At 55.1% G+C, this 16,437-nt stretch carries 14 protein-coding genes; 8 read left to right on the top strand and 6 right to left on the bottom strand.

The genetic code is table 11. The features are described 5' to 3' along the window. Window positions 1-69: 69 nt before the first annotated feature. On the top strand, window positions 70-1,212 hold the full coding sequence (locus OMR58_RS18825; RefSeq protein ID WP_264546680.1) for a flavin monoamine oxidase family protein: 1,143 nt from the start codon (window positions 70-72) through the stop codon (window positions 1,210-1,212). A 341-nt stretch (window positions 1,213-1,553) separates the two neighbouring features. Here OMR58_RS18825 and OMR58_RS18820 read toward each other — a convergent pair whose 3' ends face one another. Both OMR58_RS18820 and copD read right to left on the bottom strand, forming a co-directional pair. Then, the gene (locus OMR58_RS18820) at window positions 1,554-1,889 is read right to left on the bottom strand and encodes a YebY family protein (RefSeq protein WP_264546679.1); all 336 of its coding nucleotides are present in this window, start codon (window positions 1,887-1,889) and stop codon (window positions 1,554-1,556) included. Window positions 1,890-1,944: 55 nt separating this feature from the next. Beyond that, window positions 1,945-2,823 carry a copper homeostasis membrane protein CopD gene (copD, locus tag OMR58_RS18815; protein ID WP_264546678.1) on the bottom strand — a complete coding sequence of 293 codons (879 nt, stop codon included), beginning with the start codon at window positions 2,821-2,823 and terminating at the stop codon, window positions 1,945-1,947. Between the two features lie 189 nt (window positions 2,824-3,012). Here copD and OMR58_RS18810 point away from each other — a divergent pair, with 189 nt between their 5' ends. From OMR58_RS18810 to exoX, 3 genes are all read left to right on the top strand, one after another. Then, the gene (locus OMR58_RS18810; protein WP_105594244.1) at window positions 3,013-3,243 is read left to right on the top strand and encodes a DNA polymerase III subunit theta; all 231 of its coding nucleotides are present in this window, start codon (window positions 3,013-3,015) and stop codon (window positions 3,241-3,243) included. Window positions 3,244-3,322: 79 nt separating this feature from the next. Further along, complete coding sequence (locus OMR58_RS18805) at window positions 3,323-4,081, top strand: carbon-nitrogen hydrolase family protein (RefSeq protein ID WP_264546677.1); 759 nt, start codon at window positions 3,323-3,325, stop codon at window positions 4,079-4,081. Window positions 4,082-4,093: 12 nt separating this feature from the next. Next, on the top strand, window positions 4,094-4,759 hold the full coding sequence (gene exoX, locus OMR58_RS18800; protein ID WP_264546676.1) for an exodeoxyribonuclease X: 666 nt from the start codon (window positions 4,094-4,096) through the stop codon (window positions 4,757-4,759). Here exoX and OMR58_RS18795 read toward each other — a convergent pair. Both OMR58_RS18795 and OMR58_RS18790 read right to left on the bottom strand, forming a co-directional pair. After that, on the bottom strand, window positions 4,756-6,819 hold the full coding sequence (locus tag OMR58_RS18795) for a S9 family peptidase (protein WP_264546675.1): 2,064 nt from the start codon (window positions 6,817-6,819) through the stop codon (window positions 4,756-4,758). The two genes, exoX and OMR58_RS18795, sit on opposite strands and share 4 nt — an antisense overlap. A 118-nt stretch (window positions 6,820-6,937) precedes the next feature. After that, on the bottom strand, window positions 6,938-7,234 hold the full coding sequence (locus tag OMR58_RS18790) for a YebG family protein (protein ID WP_264546674.1): 297 nt from the start codon (window positions 7,232-7,234) through the stop codon (window positions 6,938-6,940). A 138-nt stretch (window positions 7,235-7,372) separates the two neighbouring features. On the opposite strand from OMR58_RS18790, the gene purT reads away from it, so the two are divergent. Beyond that, window positions 7,373-8,551: a formate-dependent phosphoribosylglycinamide formyltransferase gene (gene purT, locus OMR58_RS18785; RefSeq protein WP_264546673.1), complete on the top strand. Its 1,179-nt coding sequence runs from the start codon at window positions 7,373-7,375 to the stop codon at window positions 8,549-8,551. Between the two features lie 1,245 nt (window positions 8,552-9,796). Here the strand turns inward: purT and OMR58_RS18780 are convergent. Next, window positions 9,797-10,435 (bottom strand): bifunctional 4-hydroxy-2-oxoglutarate aldolase/2-dehydro-3-deoxy-phosphogluconate aldolase, encoded by a 639-nt coding sequence (locus tag OMR58_RS18780; protein WP_264546672.1) that lies wholly within the window; start codon window positions 10,433-10,435, stop codon window positions 9,797-9,799. A 245-nt stretch (window positions 10,436-10,680) separates the two neighbouring features. Next, window positions 10,681-12,156 (bottom strand): glucose-6-phosphate dehydrogenase, encoded by a 1,476-nt coding sequence (zwf, locus tag OMR58_RS18775; RefSeq protein WP_105594252.1) that lies wholly within the window; start codon window positions 12,154-12,156, stop codon window positions 10,681-10,683. A gap of 387 nt (window positions 12,157-12,543) precedes the next feature. Here zwf and OMR58_RS18770 point away from each other — a divergent pair, with 387 nt between their 5' ends. The 3 genes from OMR58_RS18770 to OMR58_RS18760 all read left to right on the top strand — a co-directional run bounded on the left by OMR58_RS18770 (window position 12,544) and on the right by OMR58_RS18760 (window position 16,314). Further along, window positions 12,544-13,410 carry a MurR/RpiR family transcriptional regulator gene (locus OMR58_RS18770; RefSeq protein WP_105594253.1) on the top strand — a complete coding sequence of 289 codons (867 nt, stop codon included), beginning with the start codon at window positions 12,544-12,546 and terminating at the stop codon, window positions 13,408-13,410. Between the two features lie 121 nt (window positions 13,411-13,531). After that, the gene (gene pyk, locus OMR58_RS18765; RefSeq protein ID WP_200544012.1) at window positions 13,532-14,974 is read left to right on the top strand and encodes a pyruvate kinase; all 1,443 of its coding nucleotides are present in this window, start codon (window positions 13,532-13,534) and stop codon (window positions 14,972-14,974) included. Between the two features lie 107 nt (window positions 14,975-15,081). Next, the gene (locus tag OMR58_RS18760; RefSeq protein ID WP_200559662.1) at window positions 15,082-16,314 is read left to right on the top strand and encodes an MFS transporter; all 1,233 of its coding nucleotides are present in this window, start codon (window positions 15,082-15,084) and stop codon (window positions 16,312-16,314) included. Window positions 16,315-16,437 lie beyond the last annotated feature (123 nt).

Genomic DNA, 16,437 nt, shown 5'->3' with positions numbered 1-16,437 from the left:
AATGAATGTTACGCTTTTTTATCTGACAACGGGGCACCTCAGCTCCATAACCCTGACCGGAACAGCTTAATGAAAGACAGCGTTGTTATTATTGGCGCAGGTGTAAGCGGTCTGTATGCCGCCACACTGCTCGAAAAAGCCGGGGTGGATTACGTGATTCTGGAAGCCCGTGACCGAACCGGCGGACGCGTACTCTCAGGCCAGGAATTGTCGAACCCTCCCGTCGGGATTCATGTCGATATGGGAGCAACGTGGTTCTGGCCGGACATTCAACCAGAGCTGGCTCAGCTGATCGAACAACTGCATATCCCGGTAATTTCACAGGCCCGCCCCGGCGACATGCTCTATGAACGCCGGTCAAATTCGACTCCAGAGCGTTATCCTGCTTATGAAACTTCACCCGCATCCTTCAGGCTGGAGGGCGGAATGCAGTCGCTGACAGCGGCGCTGGTAAATAAAATTCCGCTTCATAAGGTTAAAACAGGCCATCAGGTTATTGCCATTTCGGGCACCGGTAAGGAAATCCAGGTCCTGACACGGTCAGAAAGCCGCGATAATTCACTATTTTCCTGTAAGCATGTTTTCCTCGCGCTGCCACCCGCCCTGGCAGCAAAAATAGCGTTCAGGCCAATGCTGCCAGAGACGGTACTTTCAAACTGGCGAAAGATTCCGACGTGGATGGCGCCACACGCGAAATATGCCGCCGTATACAAAAAGGATTTTTTACAGACGCAGCATCTTTCCGGCGATGCCAGCAGTCAAATCGGGCCGATGGTAGAAATTCATGACGTATCAGAGCCAAAATCCCATAAAACAGCGATTTTTGGCTTTATTGGCGTACTGGCAAAAGCAAGATGGACCGTCTCTGAATCTGTACTCAAGCGGCTATGCCGCGAGCAGCTTGTGCGTTTATTCGGTCAGGATGCAGCAGAACCCGAAGCGGAATACCTGAAAGACTGGGCAGCTGACCCGTTCACTGCAACAGAATTAGATCTTCTGCAGGAAGCTGGGCACACGGTGCCTGAACAGCTCCCTGCACACGGAGAGTGGTCGGGTAAATTAACGGGGATCGCCAGCGAATGGTCTGTGCCGTTCTCGGGTTATCTTGCTGGTGCAATTGATTCTTCGTCAAAGGGAGTCCAGCGCTGGACTCAGCAAGAATCATTCAGTGAAATTGGTTTGCCGCCTCTACGAACCCCAGACATGTTGTAGTAAAGCAACTGCGTCTGGTTCTGTGGCGCATCAGTCACGGCGGCTGGCTTTAAATCAGTGAAGCAATCGCAAAAAAAAGACCGAAGACGATTCCTGTCTTCGGTCCAGGGAAATGGCTCTTCTCAGAGCCGTGCGCTAAAAGTTGGCATTAATGCAGGCTTGTTGCCTGACTCTTAAAAGATAGACGAAATGCAGGGGATTGCCAGACCGTATGTTGCAAAGTAGTTACGGATTGTTAGCATTGTGATCAACGTGGCAGAAACGGCGGGTTCCCGCGGAATACGCGGGCTAATGCGGAGATAAGGGATGCGCCAGGGCTGTACCAGCGCATCCATCAGATATCAGTTACAGAGCTTCTCGGCGCGGGCAATAATCGGTGCCAGGCTTTTTTTATGCCCTGGGTTGTCCGGATCGTCAGCCAGCATCTTATCGATGGGAACACCCTTAATGCGACCGGCTTTAATACTCTCTTCCGCCGCCGCATTGAGCGGGTACTGCACCAGCGTACCGTCGTTAATCGCTAACAGCACGTTGCCTTTTTCGCAGCTGAGCATCATCTCTTCACGCGTGAAAGGCCAGTTGTCTTTACCCATATCGAAACGGCTGACGGTTTCAATCCCGGCCAGCGCACTGGTGCTGACGCTCAATACAGCAAACATTAATGCCAGTTTTTTCATGACTTTTCATACCTTCAAACAGTGCTTATAACAGTACATCGCCGCTGGCTGCCGCTCAGGCAGGTTCCAGGGTGGCAAACAGGCTGACTGAGAGCAACGCCAGCGCCGCCAACGCTACTTCCACCAGCGTGGCGATGACGAAATTATGCTGAGCCCTTTCTCCACTGCGCTGAAAGCGCGGCACCAGCCAGTAGCGGTTAAACAGCGCGATGGCGACCATCGCGGCAACCAGTAGCGTTTTCAGCAACAGCAACTGGCTATAAAGCCGGAAACTGACAAGGGGCCATCCCAGCAGCAGCAGAGCGGCAAGCACGCCGCTGATAATCGCCAGCGCCACGGCAAGATGGCCGTAGCGCGAATAGCGCATCATGGTTTTAATTGCCTCGTAGCGCCAGGTAGCATTGCGAGCTTCTCGCATCAACAGCGCCACCGGCCACAGACCACCCGCCCAGAATGCTGCGGCCAGCAAATGCACGATCTGGTTGCCGCGCTGTAGTGCACCCAGCCAACCGTCAAGGATCGCAGCGTGGCCGACAAATGCCAGTCCAGCAAGCTGCAGTAGCGCACATAGCAACATCATTTGCTGACGAAGTCTGCCCTGCAACAACAGCGTCAGGCAACCGAGCATTGCCAGCACGCACTGCAACTGCCAGACACGGCCAAATCCGGTTTGTAACACGGCAGCCCAGACGTCGGCATTGATCATATCTCGCCAGCCATCACCCATCAGACCGGTTTGGGCACTCAGCAGCAGTAGCGTGGTGAATAGCGTCAGCCAGCAGGATATTTGGATCAGCAGACGGAAGCGGACGCTGAGACGCGCACGGTATCGTGCCGGCGCTAAAAGCGTGGTAAAGATCCCCGCTCCTGCCAGCGACATCAGCGCGCCAAAATGCAGCCAGCGGCAGAAAATATAGAAGCCGGTTAGCGACATATTACTTCAGGCTGTTGTTACGCATTGTGCTCAATCATCCTTGCGAATAGCGGCGTCGGGCGACCAGAGGCCGAAAGAATACCCCGCCTGAATAGCAGTGTCGAGGTGATAACGACTATCGATCAGCCGGTAAACTTGCTAATCCGTGCCTTCTGCATTATTTTTGCGGCAAACTGTCTGGAGAACACCATGAGCACTAACCTGGCCACGCTGCCGCAGGAAGAAAAAGATAAAATCAACGTCGATCTGGCTGCCGCCGGGGTGGCCTTTAAAGAACGCTATAATATGCCGGTGATTGCCGAAATGGTTGAACGCGAACAGCCGGAGGCTCTGCGTGACTGGTTCCGCCAGCGGCTGGCGCACTATCGCCAGCTGTCACTTTCCCTTTCGCGGCTGCCGTACGAACCCAAGCAAAAATAAGGGCTTGTCATTTTGCCGGGCATCGGTTGAGATAATCAGCAGAGCATTACTGCACCTAATCTCAACCATGGGAGTCATTATGTCCGGCTGGAACGTTGCTGCTGCACAGTCAGGGTCCCGCCCTGGCGATATCACCTGGAATATCCAACATCACCTTGAGTTTGTCCGCCTTGCTGCCTCCCGGCACGTTGATTTACTGATGTTTCCCGAACTGTCCCTCACCGGTTATGAGCTGCCGCTGATGGCAGAACTGGCCCTGTCCCTCGACGATCCCCGGCTGCAGGTTTTTGCCGAGGCCGCCGTAGAATATCAGATGGGCATCAGCATCGGGCTGACGCTGATCGGTGAAAATAACGTACGGCTGTCGGCGGCAACGTTCCTGCCCGACGGCACCCGTTTCGCCTACAGCAAACGCAATCTGTATGGTGAAGAAAAGCAGATTTTTGTTCCGGGCGCGGCCGTGCCGATGTTTGGCTATCAGCGCCACAACGTGGTGATGGCGATTTGCGCCGACATCAGCGTAGAGAAATTTGCCCAGGATGCCGCACGCCAGGGTGCCGATCTCTATGCGACCAGCGTACTGGTGTCCGAACAGGGCTATCAGCAGGACTGTGATTATCTTGCGCGCTGGTCGCGGGACTACAGGATGGCGGTGATGATGGCCAATCACGCCTGGCCGACAGGTGGCTATCAAAGTGCAGGAAAAAGCGCCTTCTGGGGGCCGGACGGGCGTCAGGTAGTACAAGGCGGGAGCGGAGAACAGCTGATTATTGCCCGCCGCAGCGGTAATCATTGGCAGGGGGAGGTTCATCCGTTACCCTGCACCTCGGTTCTGTAAACGGGAGAGAGTATGTTACGTGTAATTGACACGGAAACCTGCGGCCTGCAGGGTGGTATTGTCGAAGTGGCATCGGTGGATGTGGTCGATGGACAGATCATAAATCCGATGAGCGATCTGATCTCCCCGGATCGGCCTATCAGCCGCCAGGCGATGGCTATTCATCGAATCACCGAAGAGATGGTGCTCGGTAAACCCACCATTGAGCAGGCGGTGGGGCGTTATCAGGGCAGCGCTTACTACGTGGCGCACAATGCCAGCTTCGATCGCCGGATGCTGCCGGAAATGCACGGCGAGTGGATTTGCACCATGACGCTTGCCCGTCGCCTGTGGCCCGGCCTCAAGTACGGCAATCAGGCGCTGCGCGATGCGCTGAATCTTGAGGTGATTACTCCACCCGGCCTGCATGCGCACAGGGCACTGTATGACTGCTACATCACCGCTGCGCTGCTGATTCATATTATGGACGCCAGCGGCTGGGACGCTGAGGAGATGGTCCGCAGGATGCAGACGAAAGGACTGGAAAGCACCTTCCCGTTCGGTAAGTATCGCGGTCAGGCCATTGATTCCGTGGCAAAGAAAGATCCGGGATATCTGCACTGGATGCTGAAAAACATCCCGGACCTGAAGCCCAATCTGCGTATTACCATGCAGCGGGCCTTAGGCATAGATGATTAGTGAGCAGAGTTGCTGGTGAGCGTGCCGTTCGCCAGCCCAATCAGAAACGCATACTCCAGCGCCACTTCTTCCCACACTTTATAACGGCCTGATTTGCCGCCGTGACCGGCATCCATATCGGTATGCAGCACCAGCAGATTCGAATCGGTTTTCAGCTCGCGCAGCTTAGCCACCCATTTAGCCGGTTCCCAGTACTGTACCTGAGAGTCGTGCAGGCCGGTCGTGACCAGCAAATGCGGATAATCCTGCGCAATAACCTGATCGTACGGGCTGTACTGCTTAATATAGCGATAATACTGCTCGTCGTTGGGGTTACCCCACTCATCATACTCACCGGTGGTCAGCGGGATACTCTCGTCCAGCATGGTGGTTACCACATCAACAAAAGGCACCTGCGCTACCACCCCGTGGAAGCGTTCCGGCACCATGTTGATCACCGCCCCCATCAGCAAGCCACCGGCGCTGCCGCCCATGGCGTAGAGCTTAGCCGGATCGCCATAGCCTTTTTCCACCAGCGCATCGGTGATATCAATAAAGTCGTGGAAGGTGTTCATCTTATTCAGCAGGCGGCCATCATCGTACCACTGCTGACCCATTTCACCGCCGCCGCGAATGTGTGTTAAGGCGAAGACGAAGCCACGGTCCAGCAGACTGAGCCGGCTGGCGCTGAAATCCGAGTCCATGCTGCTGCCGTAAGAACCATAGCCGTAGACCAGCAGCGGGTTGCTGCCGGGGCGATAGCTGTCCTTGCGATACACCAGCGATACCGGCACATCAACTCCGTCACGCACGGTGACCCAATGGCGTTCACTGCGATAATGACCGGCATCAAACCCTTTTACCGCCGTCTGCTTCAGTACCTGACGCTCGCCGCTGTCCATATCCAGTTCGTACAGCGTGTCTGGCGTGGTCATTGAGGAATAGCCGTAGCGCAATTTGCTGGTCTCCGGCTCCGGGTTATGGCCAAGCCAGGTCACATACGTTGGATCGTCAAAGGCAATCGCCCGTTCTTCCCCACTCTGCCAGTTAATCTGCCGCAGACGGGTGAGTCCGCGCTGACGCTCTTCCACTACCAGCCAGTCGCGGAACAGCGAGTAGCCTTCCAGCACGATATCCGCACGCGGTGCAATAATCGCCTGCCAGCTGTTTTCATCAACGGTGTCGGTGCGATAGAGGCCGAAGTTTTTACCGTCGCGATTCGATCGCAGGTAAAACTGCTGCTGATAGTGATCGACGCTGTATTCGTGATCTTTACGGCGCGGACTGAACATCACCGGTTTGGCATCCGGCACATTCGCATCCAGCAACAGGATTTCACTGGTGGTGCTGCTGTTGAGTGAAATAGCAATAAACTGCTCGGAGGTGGTCTTATACAGGCCGACATAGAAGGTGTCGTCCAGCTCCTCGTAGACCAGCCGATCGCTTTCCTGCGCGGTGCCCAGCGTATGCCGCCAGACCTGGTAAGGTAGCAGCGTCTTCGGATGCTTGCGCACGTAGTAGAGCGTTTGCGAGTCATTCGCCCAGGTCATGCCGGCAGTCACACCTTCCAGCACATCGTCAAAGCTGCGCTCATCCTGCAGGTGGCGGAAATGAATGCTGTAGATGCGGCGAGAGAGAAAATCTTCAGCCAGAGCCAGGATCTGGTTATCACGGGTAATCGCCAGGCTGCCAAGTGCATAAAACTCACTTTCCGCCGCGCGCTGGTTGGCATCGACCAGCGTTTCCCACTGTTCGGGGTTGGCGGTTTCCGCAGGCTGACGGCTGTAAATGGCGTACTCGTTGCCCTCTTCATAGCGGCTCTGGTAGCGATAGCCATTTTTTACGTAGGGAACCGACTGGTCGCGCGGAGGAATGCGATCGATGATCTCCTGCAGCAGTTCCGCCTGCAACGCCTTTTGCGGTTCCAGCAAGCTGTCGCCGTACTCATTTTCTGCTTTGAGCCACGCGATAATTTCCGGATCTTCCCGTTGGTCATCGCGCAGCCAATAATAGTTGTCGCAGCGCGTGTCACCGTGCTGAGTCATCACATGAGGGACTTTCTTTGCTTTAGGTGGTGTCATGATATTTTCACGGTTGCTGTGCCTGCCTGTAAGACTGGCAGCAAGATGCCTGATTGCCAATAGCCGAAGGCACAACCGGTGTAAAATTAGCCACCACCTTTTATGCTACGCCCGGAAATCACACCGCGCGCAGTTTGCTATCGCCTTCTTCTGATTCAAGCTCACCGGCGTTAGCCTCTTCCGGCATTTTACCGGTGCGCAGAATGTGCTGCAGTGCATCTTTGTTTTCTGCCAGATACAGGCCCAGCGCTTCACCCTGCTGCTCATCAAGCGCCAGCGGACTGGTGGTCAGCCATTCAGAAAAAACTTCGGCCATATCGAGCATTTTGTCGTAGGCATCGGCTTCTTTTTTGCTGGCAAACGTCATCTTTTCCTCACCTTTTCTGACGACTACGTATTGAATTTCAACAGCCATAATTTTCTTCTCGCTATACTGTGTTTATATACAGCCTATCACTGAAGCGGATTTGACTCAAGTTTAGCGTTCAGGATGAATACGCAAACGTTTTCGTTTATACTGCGCGCGTTTTTTCCATTCAATCAGGTAGAGATTATGACGACTCTTGGAACCGCGCTGCGCCCACAGGCGACTCGCGTAATGCTGTTAGGATCAGGTGAACTGGGTAAGGAAGTGGCGCTGGAATGCCAGCGTCTTGGCGTGGAAGTGATCGCCGTTGACCGCTACGCCGATGCCCCTGCCATGCACGTTGCCCACCGCAGCCATGTGATCAATATGCTGGACGGTGCCGCGCTGGCTGCCCTGATCGCCCAGGAAAAACCGGACTTCGTCGTGCCGGAAATCGAAGCCATCGCCACCGACATGCTGGTTGAACTGGAAAAACAGGGCCAGCACGTTGTCCCCACCGCGCGTGCGGCAAAGCTGACCATGAACCGCGAAGGCATTCGTCTCCTCGCCGCCGAAGAGTTGTCGTTACCGACCTCCACCTACCGCTTCGCCGACAGCCGCGAAGCCTTCTTTGCCGCCGCCGATGAAATTGGCTTCCCGTGCATCGTTAAGCCGGTAATGAGTTCCTCCGGCAAAGGCCAGAGCTTTATCCGCGAAGCTTCGCAGCTGGAAGCAGCCTGGGAATATGCCCAGCAGGGTGGCCGCGCCGGTGCGGGCCGTGTGATTGTTGAAGGCGTGGTGAAATTCGATTTTGAAATTACGCTGCTGACCATCAGCGCCGTTGACGGCGTTCATTTCTGTGCTCCAATCGGTCACCGTCAGGAAGATGGCGATTACCGTGAGTCCTGGCAGCCGCAGCAGATGAGCGATTTGGCTCTACAGCGCGCGCAGGACATCGCCCGCAAAGTGGTTGAAGCCCTCGGCGGGCGCGGCCTGTTTGGCGTTGAGCTGTTTGTTTGCGGCGATGAAGTGGTGTTCAGCGAGGTTTCCCCCCGCCCGCACGATACCGGGATGGTGACGCTGATTTCTCAGGACGTTTCCGAGTTTGCCCTGCACGTTCGCGCGTTCCTCGGCCTGCCGGTTGGGGGTATTCGTCAGTATGGTCCGTCGGCCTCTGCCGTTATTCTGCCACAGCTGGATAGTGATAACGTTCAGTTTGGCAATTTGCAGGCTGCTGTAGGTGCCGGTTTGCAGGTTCGTCTGTTCGGTAAGCCGGAGATTCGCGGTCAGCGCCGCCTGGGTGTAGCACTGGCGACCGGTACGGATATTGATGACGCGGTACAGCGTGCGGTTGCAGCGGCGGCGAGCGTCAAGGTCAGCGGGTAATTCAACGTTACTTGCGTTGGATGGGACAGTGGTGTTAACGCTGGCTGATAGTCCCCCGCTCTGGCGGCTTGTATTGTCTGGAACAACGGTGCTCGCTCTGGCTGGTGGTTCCCCCGCTCGGGCGGGTCCTCGCGCCACGCTTTGCGTGGTGCCATCACTTCGTTCCTCAGCCTCTCGGACCAGCACAGACGGGCGTCCTGCCCGGCTGTGCTTTTCGGTCGCGTCCATGCGACCGAATCCTGGCTTCCTCTCTACGTTCTGCGCTGCGGATTGCCCGTTCGGGGGAACCACCAGCCCGCTTTTAGATCTGGTGACTTCTGGATGAGAAAACAAATACCTATATCTTAATCTTCTGAGACTGAACCCCGTTATGGCTGTAAAGCTTCTTAGTGCTCTCTTACCAACTCTCCCTGTTGCTTATAAATCATTCGATGTCTGCCCTTCGAAAGCTTGAATCTGCATCCGCTAGCAATCTATCTGGTTCCGTTGGCTCAACAATTGATAACCTGAAGCAGATCGCAAGCTCTATGTAAGAAGGGGGCATCCTCTGCACAAACCGGACAATCCACAGCGCTGAGGTGAAGACAGCGGGACCGGGGACGCTAACAGGACGTTAGCGTCAGGGCTGGCGCGGGCAGGACGCCCGCTCCATACCGGCCCGAAAGTCACGCTGCCGGAGCCGAAGGCATCACGCACAGCATGACGCGAGGACGCCCGACTTGCGCAGAGGATGCGCCCCGAACTCCAATGCCGCGGCTACAGCCACAGCGTTATAGCCAACAATAGGACTTTAATATTCCCCCAAGAAGACCTGGTTTAACCTGACTCAATCAGCCAGCTAAGCACTTAATTATATTGAAGCTAACCGCAAGCACTTTGTAAGAAGGGACGCATCCTCTGCGCAAACCGGGCAATCCACAGCGCTGAGACGAAGACAGCGGGACCGGGGACGCTAACAGGACGTTAGCGTCAGGGCTGGCGCGGGCAGGACGCCCGCTCCAGACCGGCCCGAAAGTCACGCTGCCGGAGCCGAAGGCATCACGCACAGCGTGACGCGAGGACGCCCGACTTGTGCAGAGGATGCGCCCCGAACTCCAATGCCACAGCCACAGCCACAGCCACAGCCACAGCCAAATAACATTTTGGCAGCCCATAGAAAAACCGCCATCCCAAAGAGACAGCGGCCTTAAATTCTTAAATCGTGGTCAGATAAACAATTTGCTTACCGCCACTAACCGTCACGCATTAGCGCGCGCCAGCCACCGCTTCCTGCGCCAGACGAGTAATACGATCGTAATCACCCGCTTCCAGAGCATCGGCAGGGACCAGCCATGAACCGCCAATGCACAGCACGCTTTTCAGCGCCAGATAGTCACGGTAGTTCGCCGGAGAAATCCCCCCGGTCGGGCAGAAACTCACCTGCGGAAACGGTCCACCAATTGCCTGTAGCGCTTTCACACCGCCGTTAGCTTCGGCCGGGAAGAACTTAAACTCGCGCAGGCCGTAATCCAGACCGGTCATCAGTTCAGAAACGGTGCTGATGCCAGGAATCAACGGCACCGGGCCGTCGACAGCGGCACGCAACAGCGGCTCGGTCAGCCCCGGGCTGATAACAAACTGCGCACCGGCATCGGTGACTTCTTTCAGCTGCTGGGCGTTGAGCACCGTACCGGCACCCACAATAGCTTCCGGAACTTCTCTCACCATCGCTTTCAGCGCATCAAGTGCACACGGGGTACGCAGGGTCACTTCCAGCACGCGCACACCGCCGGCAACCAGCGCTTTAGCCATCGGCACCGCATGTTCGAGTTTGTTAACGACAATCACCGGGACAACCGGGCCGGTGGTCAGGATCTGTTCTGCGCTTGTTTTCCAGTTACTCATTAACAACATTCTCCTGTCTGGCATGCTTTCCCTGTTTGAGATAGCAGGCAAATATTATGCGGTGGTTCCGAAACGGTGACTTACCTTACAACAGTGCGGGAGTATCGTCTATCGCTCTCCGCTGTTTTTGAAACACAGGTTCAAAAATATTTTTAATATTGTGTAATTTTCAAAATATCAGGCAAAAAAAACGGCCCACACTTTTCAGTGAAGGCCGCTTATCTGCGAGATGACGTCAGAAAATCTTACTCGATTTCATTCCAGGAACGGCCATCGCGCGTGATCATCGCCACGGAAGCAACCGGTCCCCATGTCCCCGCCTGATACGGCTTAGGTGCGTCTTTATCCGCAGCCCAGGCATCCATGATGGAGTCAACCCACTTCCAGGCCTCTTCCACTTCATCACGGCGCACAAACAGCGCCTGAATACCGCGCATGGTTTCTAACAGCAGGCGCTCATAGGCATCCGCCAGATGCGACTGGTTAAAGGTTTCAGAGAAGCTCAGGTCCAACTGGGTAGTTTGCAGATTGTGCTTATGATCCAGGCCCGGAACTTTGTTCAGGATCTCGATTTCCACACCCTCATCCGGCTGCAGGCGAATAGTCAGTTTGTTCTGCGGCAGTTCTGGCCAGGTATCTTTAAACAGATTCAGCGCAGGGTTTTTGAAGTACACCACTACTTCGGAGCACTTGGTCGGCAGACGCTTACCGGTACGCAAGTAGAACGGAACGCCGGCCCAACGCCAGTCGTCAATATCCACACGGATTGAAACGAAGGTTTCAGTGCTGCTCTGCTTGTTCGCGCCCTCTTCTTCCAGGTAGCCAGGCACTTTTTTGCCCTGTACGAAACCGGCAGTGTACTGACCACGCACGGTCTTCTCACGCACGTTAGTCTGATCGATGCGGCGCAGGGAGCGCAGAACTTTCACTTTCTCATCGCGGATACGGTCAGCGGACAGATCGGCAGGCGGTGACATGGCGATCATGGTCAGAACCTGCAGCAGGTGGTTCTGGATCATATCGCGCATCTGGCCTGCTTTATCGAAGTAGCCCCAACGGCCTTCGATACCCACTTCTTCCGACACGGTGATCTGCACGCTGTCGATGGTGCGGTTATCCCAGTTGGAAGCAAACAGGGAGTTGGCGAAACGCAGAGCCAGCAGGTTCAGAACCGTTTCTTTACCCAGATAGTGGTCGATGCGGAAGACCTGGCTTTCTTCGAAATATTCGCCAACCTGGTCGTTGATCTCCTGAGAGGTCACCAGCGAGGTACCCAACGGTTTTTCCATGACCACGCGAGCAGGCTTGGCGTTAAGTTTCGCCTGGCCCAGGCCCTGACAGATTGCACCGAAGGTGCTTGGCGGCATAGCGAAGTAGTTGATGGTCACGCGTTTTTTCTGGTCAAGCATTTTGCCCAGCCGCGGGAAATGGCTGCTGTCATTAACATCCAGGTTGCAGAAATCAAGTCGGCTACTGAGTTTATCCCACAGCGCTTCGTCAATTTTTTCCTTCATGAAGGTTTCCAGCGCTTCACGCACCACTTTGGTATAGGCAGCTTTGTCCCATTCCGCACGGCCTACGCCGATGATGCGTGATTCTTCATGGATCTGGCCCGCTTTTTCTAACTGGTACAGAGAGGGCAACAGTTTCCGGCGCGCCAGGTCGCCTTTGGCGCCGAAAATCACCAGATCGCATGCCTGGGCTGTTTGTGTAACCGCCATTTCATTCTCCTCGTTGCAGGATTAGACTGTCCATGTAGGTTCCGTAGTTGGACAGATCTTATTGTAATTTTATTTCAACACACTGTACTTCGTTTGCCCGGCCCGCGTAAACCAGGTGAGGTAACTCTGGCACAATGTATTCAATTCGATGGTTAAATAACTGGCAAAAACGGTCGATCTGCGTCTAAGCTTTGCGTAATAAACCATCAGTTCTGATGTTGTTATTACCAATCTGAAAACCTGACACAGCTCAAACTATGGTAAAAAATGTAAAGTTTTCTCATCATGCTACTGCCGTCTCTGCCGTAGCGCATTGTATATTCTCTACAAAATGACATCGATTTCTCCTTTGATTGAAATCGTCAGAATGTATGAGTGGTTAGTCCTATGAATATGCTGGAAAAAATTCAATCCTGCCTGGAAAATTTAAGCAAATCCGAGCGCAAAGTTGCCGTCGTTATCCTTGATTCCCCGACTACCGCGATGCATTCCAGTATTGCACTGCTGGCAAAAGCAGCAGGTGTTAGCGAACCTACCGTAAATCGCTTCTGTCATCGACTGAATACCAAAGGCTTCCCGGACTTTAAGCTGCAGCTGGCGCAAAGTCTGGCCAACGGTACGCCGTATGTCAGCCGCAATGTCGAACAGGAAGATAGCGTAGAGTCCTATTCCGGTAAAATTTTCGAGTCGGCGATGGCCGGGCTGGATCGGGTAAAACAGAGCCTGGATACCAGCGCCGTCAATCGTGCCGTCGATCTGCTGACCCAGTCAAAGAAAATCGCCTTTTTTGGTTTGGGTGCCTCGGCAGCCGTGGCGCATGACGCAATGAATAAATTTTTTCGCTTCAATGTGCCAGTGATCTATTCCGATGATATTGTGATGCAGCGCATGAGCTGTATGAACAGCAACGAGGGAGATGTGATGGTACTGATCTCCCATACCGGGCGCACAAAATCAATGGTTGAGCTGGCGAGGCTGGCGCGGGAAAATGATGCTACGGTCGTGGCGATTACCTCGCCAGACTCCCCGCTGGCGCGTGAAGCAACGCTGGCGCTGACCCTTGATGTACCGGAAGACACCGATATTTATATGCCGATGGTTTCTCGCCTCGCGCAGCTGACGCTGATCGATGTGCTGGCCACCGGTTTTACCCTGCGGCGCGGCGCGAAGTTTCGCGATAATCTGAAGCGGGTTAAGGATGCACTGAAAGAGTCGCGTCTGGAAAAGGAAGGCCAGGTTAACATCAGTCATTAGCAGTTTTACTTAGTAACGACGATGAAGGTTCGGGATTATCCGTTCCTTATCATATACCCAGAGATAAAACCTGGTAGTGCTTGCACTTGCAACACCACACTAAAAGTCAACGGAGTTATACATGTCAAGACGTCTCAGAAGAACCAAGATTGTAACCACACTGGGGCCTGCCACGGATCGCGATAATAACCTTGAAAAGATCATCGCAGCAGGTGCCAATGTCGTTCGTCTGAACTTCTCACATGGCACAGCGGAAGATCACCAGAAACGCGCAGACAGCGTTCGCGCTATTGCCGCTAAACTGGGCCGTCACGTTGCCATCCTGGGTGACCTGCAGGGACCAAAAATCCGCGTATCTACGTTTAAAGAAGGCAAAGTCTTCCTGAATATCGGTGAGCGCTTCCTGCTGGATGCCAGCCTGGGTAAAGGTGAAGGCGATAAAGAAAAAGTCGGCATCGATTACAAAGGCCTGCCTGCTGACGTGGTACCTGGCGATATCCTGCTGCTGGACGACGGCCGCGTACAGCTGAAAGTGCTGGAAGTTCAGGGAATGAAAGTCTTCACCGAGGTGACCGTCGGTGGCCCGCTTTCCAACAATAAAGGCATTAACAAGCTGGGCGGCGGTCTGTCAGCCGAAGCGCTGACCGAAAAAGACAAAGCCGACATCCTGACAGCGGCACAGATCCGCGTGGATTACCTGGCCGTTTCCTTCCCTCGCTGTGGCGAAGACCTGAACTACGCTCGTCGCCTGGCGCGCGAAGCAGGCTGTGAGGCGAAAATCGTCTCTAAAGTTGAGCGTGCTGAAGCCGTTGCAACTCAGGAAGCCATGGATGACATCATCCTCGCTTCCGACGTCGTGATGGTGGCAAGGGGCGATCTGGGCGTTGAGATTGGCGATCCGGAGCTGGTCGGTATTCAGAAAGCGCTGATCAGCCGCGCTCGCCAGCTGAACCGTTCCGTGATCACCGCCACCCAGATGATGGAATCGATGATCACCAACCCAATGCCGACCCGTGCAGAGGTCATGGACGTGGCTAACGCCGTGCTCGACGGCACCGATGCTGTGATGCTGTCAGCCGAAACCGCTGCGGGCCAGTACCCGGCTGAAACGGTAACGGCGATGGCGAAAGTGTGCCTGGGCGCAGAGAAAGTGCCAAGCATCAACGTTTCCAAGCACCGTCTTGACGTGCAGTTCGATAACATCGAAGAAGCGATCGCCATGTCCGCGATGTACGCCGCTAACCACCTGCAGGGCGTTACGGCGATTATTACCATGACCGAGTCCGGCCGTACCGCGCTGATGACCTCACGCATTACTTCAGGTCTGCCAATCTTCGCCATGTCTCGCCACGAAAGTACCCTGAATCTGACCGCTCTGTATCGCGGCGTGACCCCGGTGTTCTTCGACAGCCACAACGACGGCGTGGCGGCAGCGCACGACGCAATCAACCTGCTGCGCGAGAAAGGTTTCCTGGTGTCCGGCGACCTGGTTATCGTTACCCAGGGCGACGTGATGAGCACCACCGGCACCACCAACACCAGCCGCGTGCTGCGCGTAGAGTAATTCCCCGCTCGCTATTGATGAATGTAATGGGCCAGGCAACTGGCCCTTTTTTATTCGCAAACCGCTCAGGCGGTTTTCGCATTTTCAACTTACTGGAAGGAGCCAGCATGGCGTCATTTACGCCTCTGTCGAGTCTGACCCCGCGGTACTTGATTTTTCCTCTGTCGCTGGTGCTGTTTGAATTCGCCACCTATATCGCTCATGACATGATCCAGCCGGGTATGCTGCTGGTCACCGAAGAATTTGGCGTCGGTCCGGAATGGGTCTCCGCGTCGTTAACCGCCTATCTTATTGGCGGCATTATGCTGCAGTGGCTGCTTGGTCCGCTGTCGGATAAATTTGGCCGCCGTCCGGTGATCCTCGGCGGCGTAGCGTTCTTTATGCTGACCTGTATGGCCACGCACTGGGTGCAGAGCATCGAGCAGTTTGTGCTACTGCGATTCCTGCAGGGCACCAGCCTGTGCTTCATCGGCGCCGTAGGCTATGCAGCCATCCAGGAAGCCTTCGATGAAGCGCTGAGCGTTAAAATGATGGCGCTGATGGCCAACGTTGCCCTGCTGGCTCCGCTGGCTGGTCCGCTGGCAGGGGCGGCATTTCTTGAATTCAGCGACTGGCGCACCATGTTCTGGCTGTTTGGCGCGCTGACGGCACTCGCTTTGGTAGGATTATGGCTGACGATGCCGGAAACCTCCGGCAACCCGCAGATGTCACTGTCGCTGCCATCGCTGGCGAAGGGCTATGCGGTACTGGTGAAAGACCGCCAGGTGATGAGCGGTTCACTGGCTATCGGCCTGGTCACTATTCCCTGCCTGGCCTGGGTGGCGCTGTCGCCGGTTATCCTGATCCACGACGAGGGGCTGACGCGGATGGATTACGCGCTGCTACAGCTGCCGGTATTTATAGCGATGATTATCGGCAACCTGACGCTGGGCAAGCTGGCATCACGCCTGCCGATCGATAAGCCGCTGCGGCTGGGTGCCTGGCCTATTCTGCTGGGGTTAGCGATTTCCACCATTGCCACGCTGATCGATAACCACAGTTATCTGTGGCTGACCGCCGGTTTAAGTATTTATGGATTCGGCACCGGGCTGGTTAATGCCGGTTTATACCGACTGACGCTGTTCTCCAACGAGTCAGGTAAAGGCAGCGTGGCGGCGATGCTCGGCATGGTCAGCATTCTGGTGTTCGCGCTGGGCATTGAGCTGGCGAAATTTGCCTACTTCAGCGACGGGTCGCGGGCGTTCAGCCTGGTGAATCTGGCCTGTGGCGTTATCTGGTTCCTGCTGGTGCGCGCCTTCCTGCGCGAGTGGCAGCGCCGCTCCACGTTGATCGCGCACTGATTCACCACCTTTAGTGCAGCCCGCCGCTTAAAGCCTGCGGGCTGGCTGACTAGTCCTGATTTAGGTTGACAACGTTCTGCCTGTAAAACGCCCGATGAACCTCATCGGGCGTTTTGTATTTCA

It is taken from the genome of Erwinia sp. INIA01, assembly GCF_025947915.1.
Taxonomy (GTDB): Bacteria; Pseudomonadota; Gammaproteobacteria; order Enterobacterales; family Enterobacteriaceae; genus Erwinia; species Erwinia coffeiphila.
This window is presented reverse-complemented; position numbering and strand designations above follow the sequence as displayed.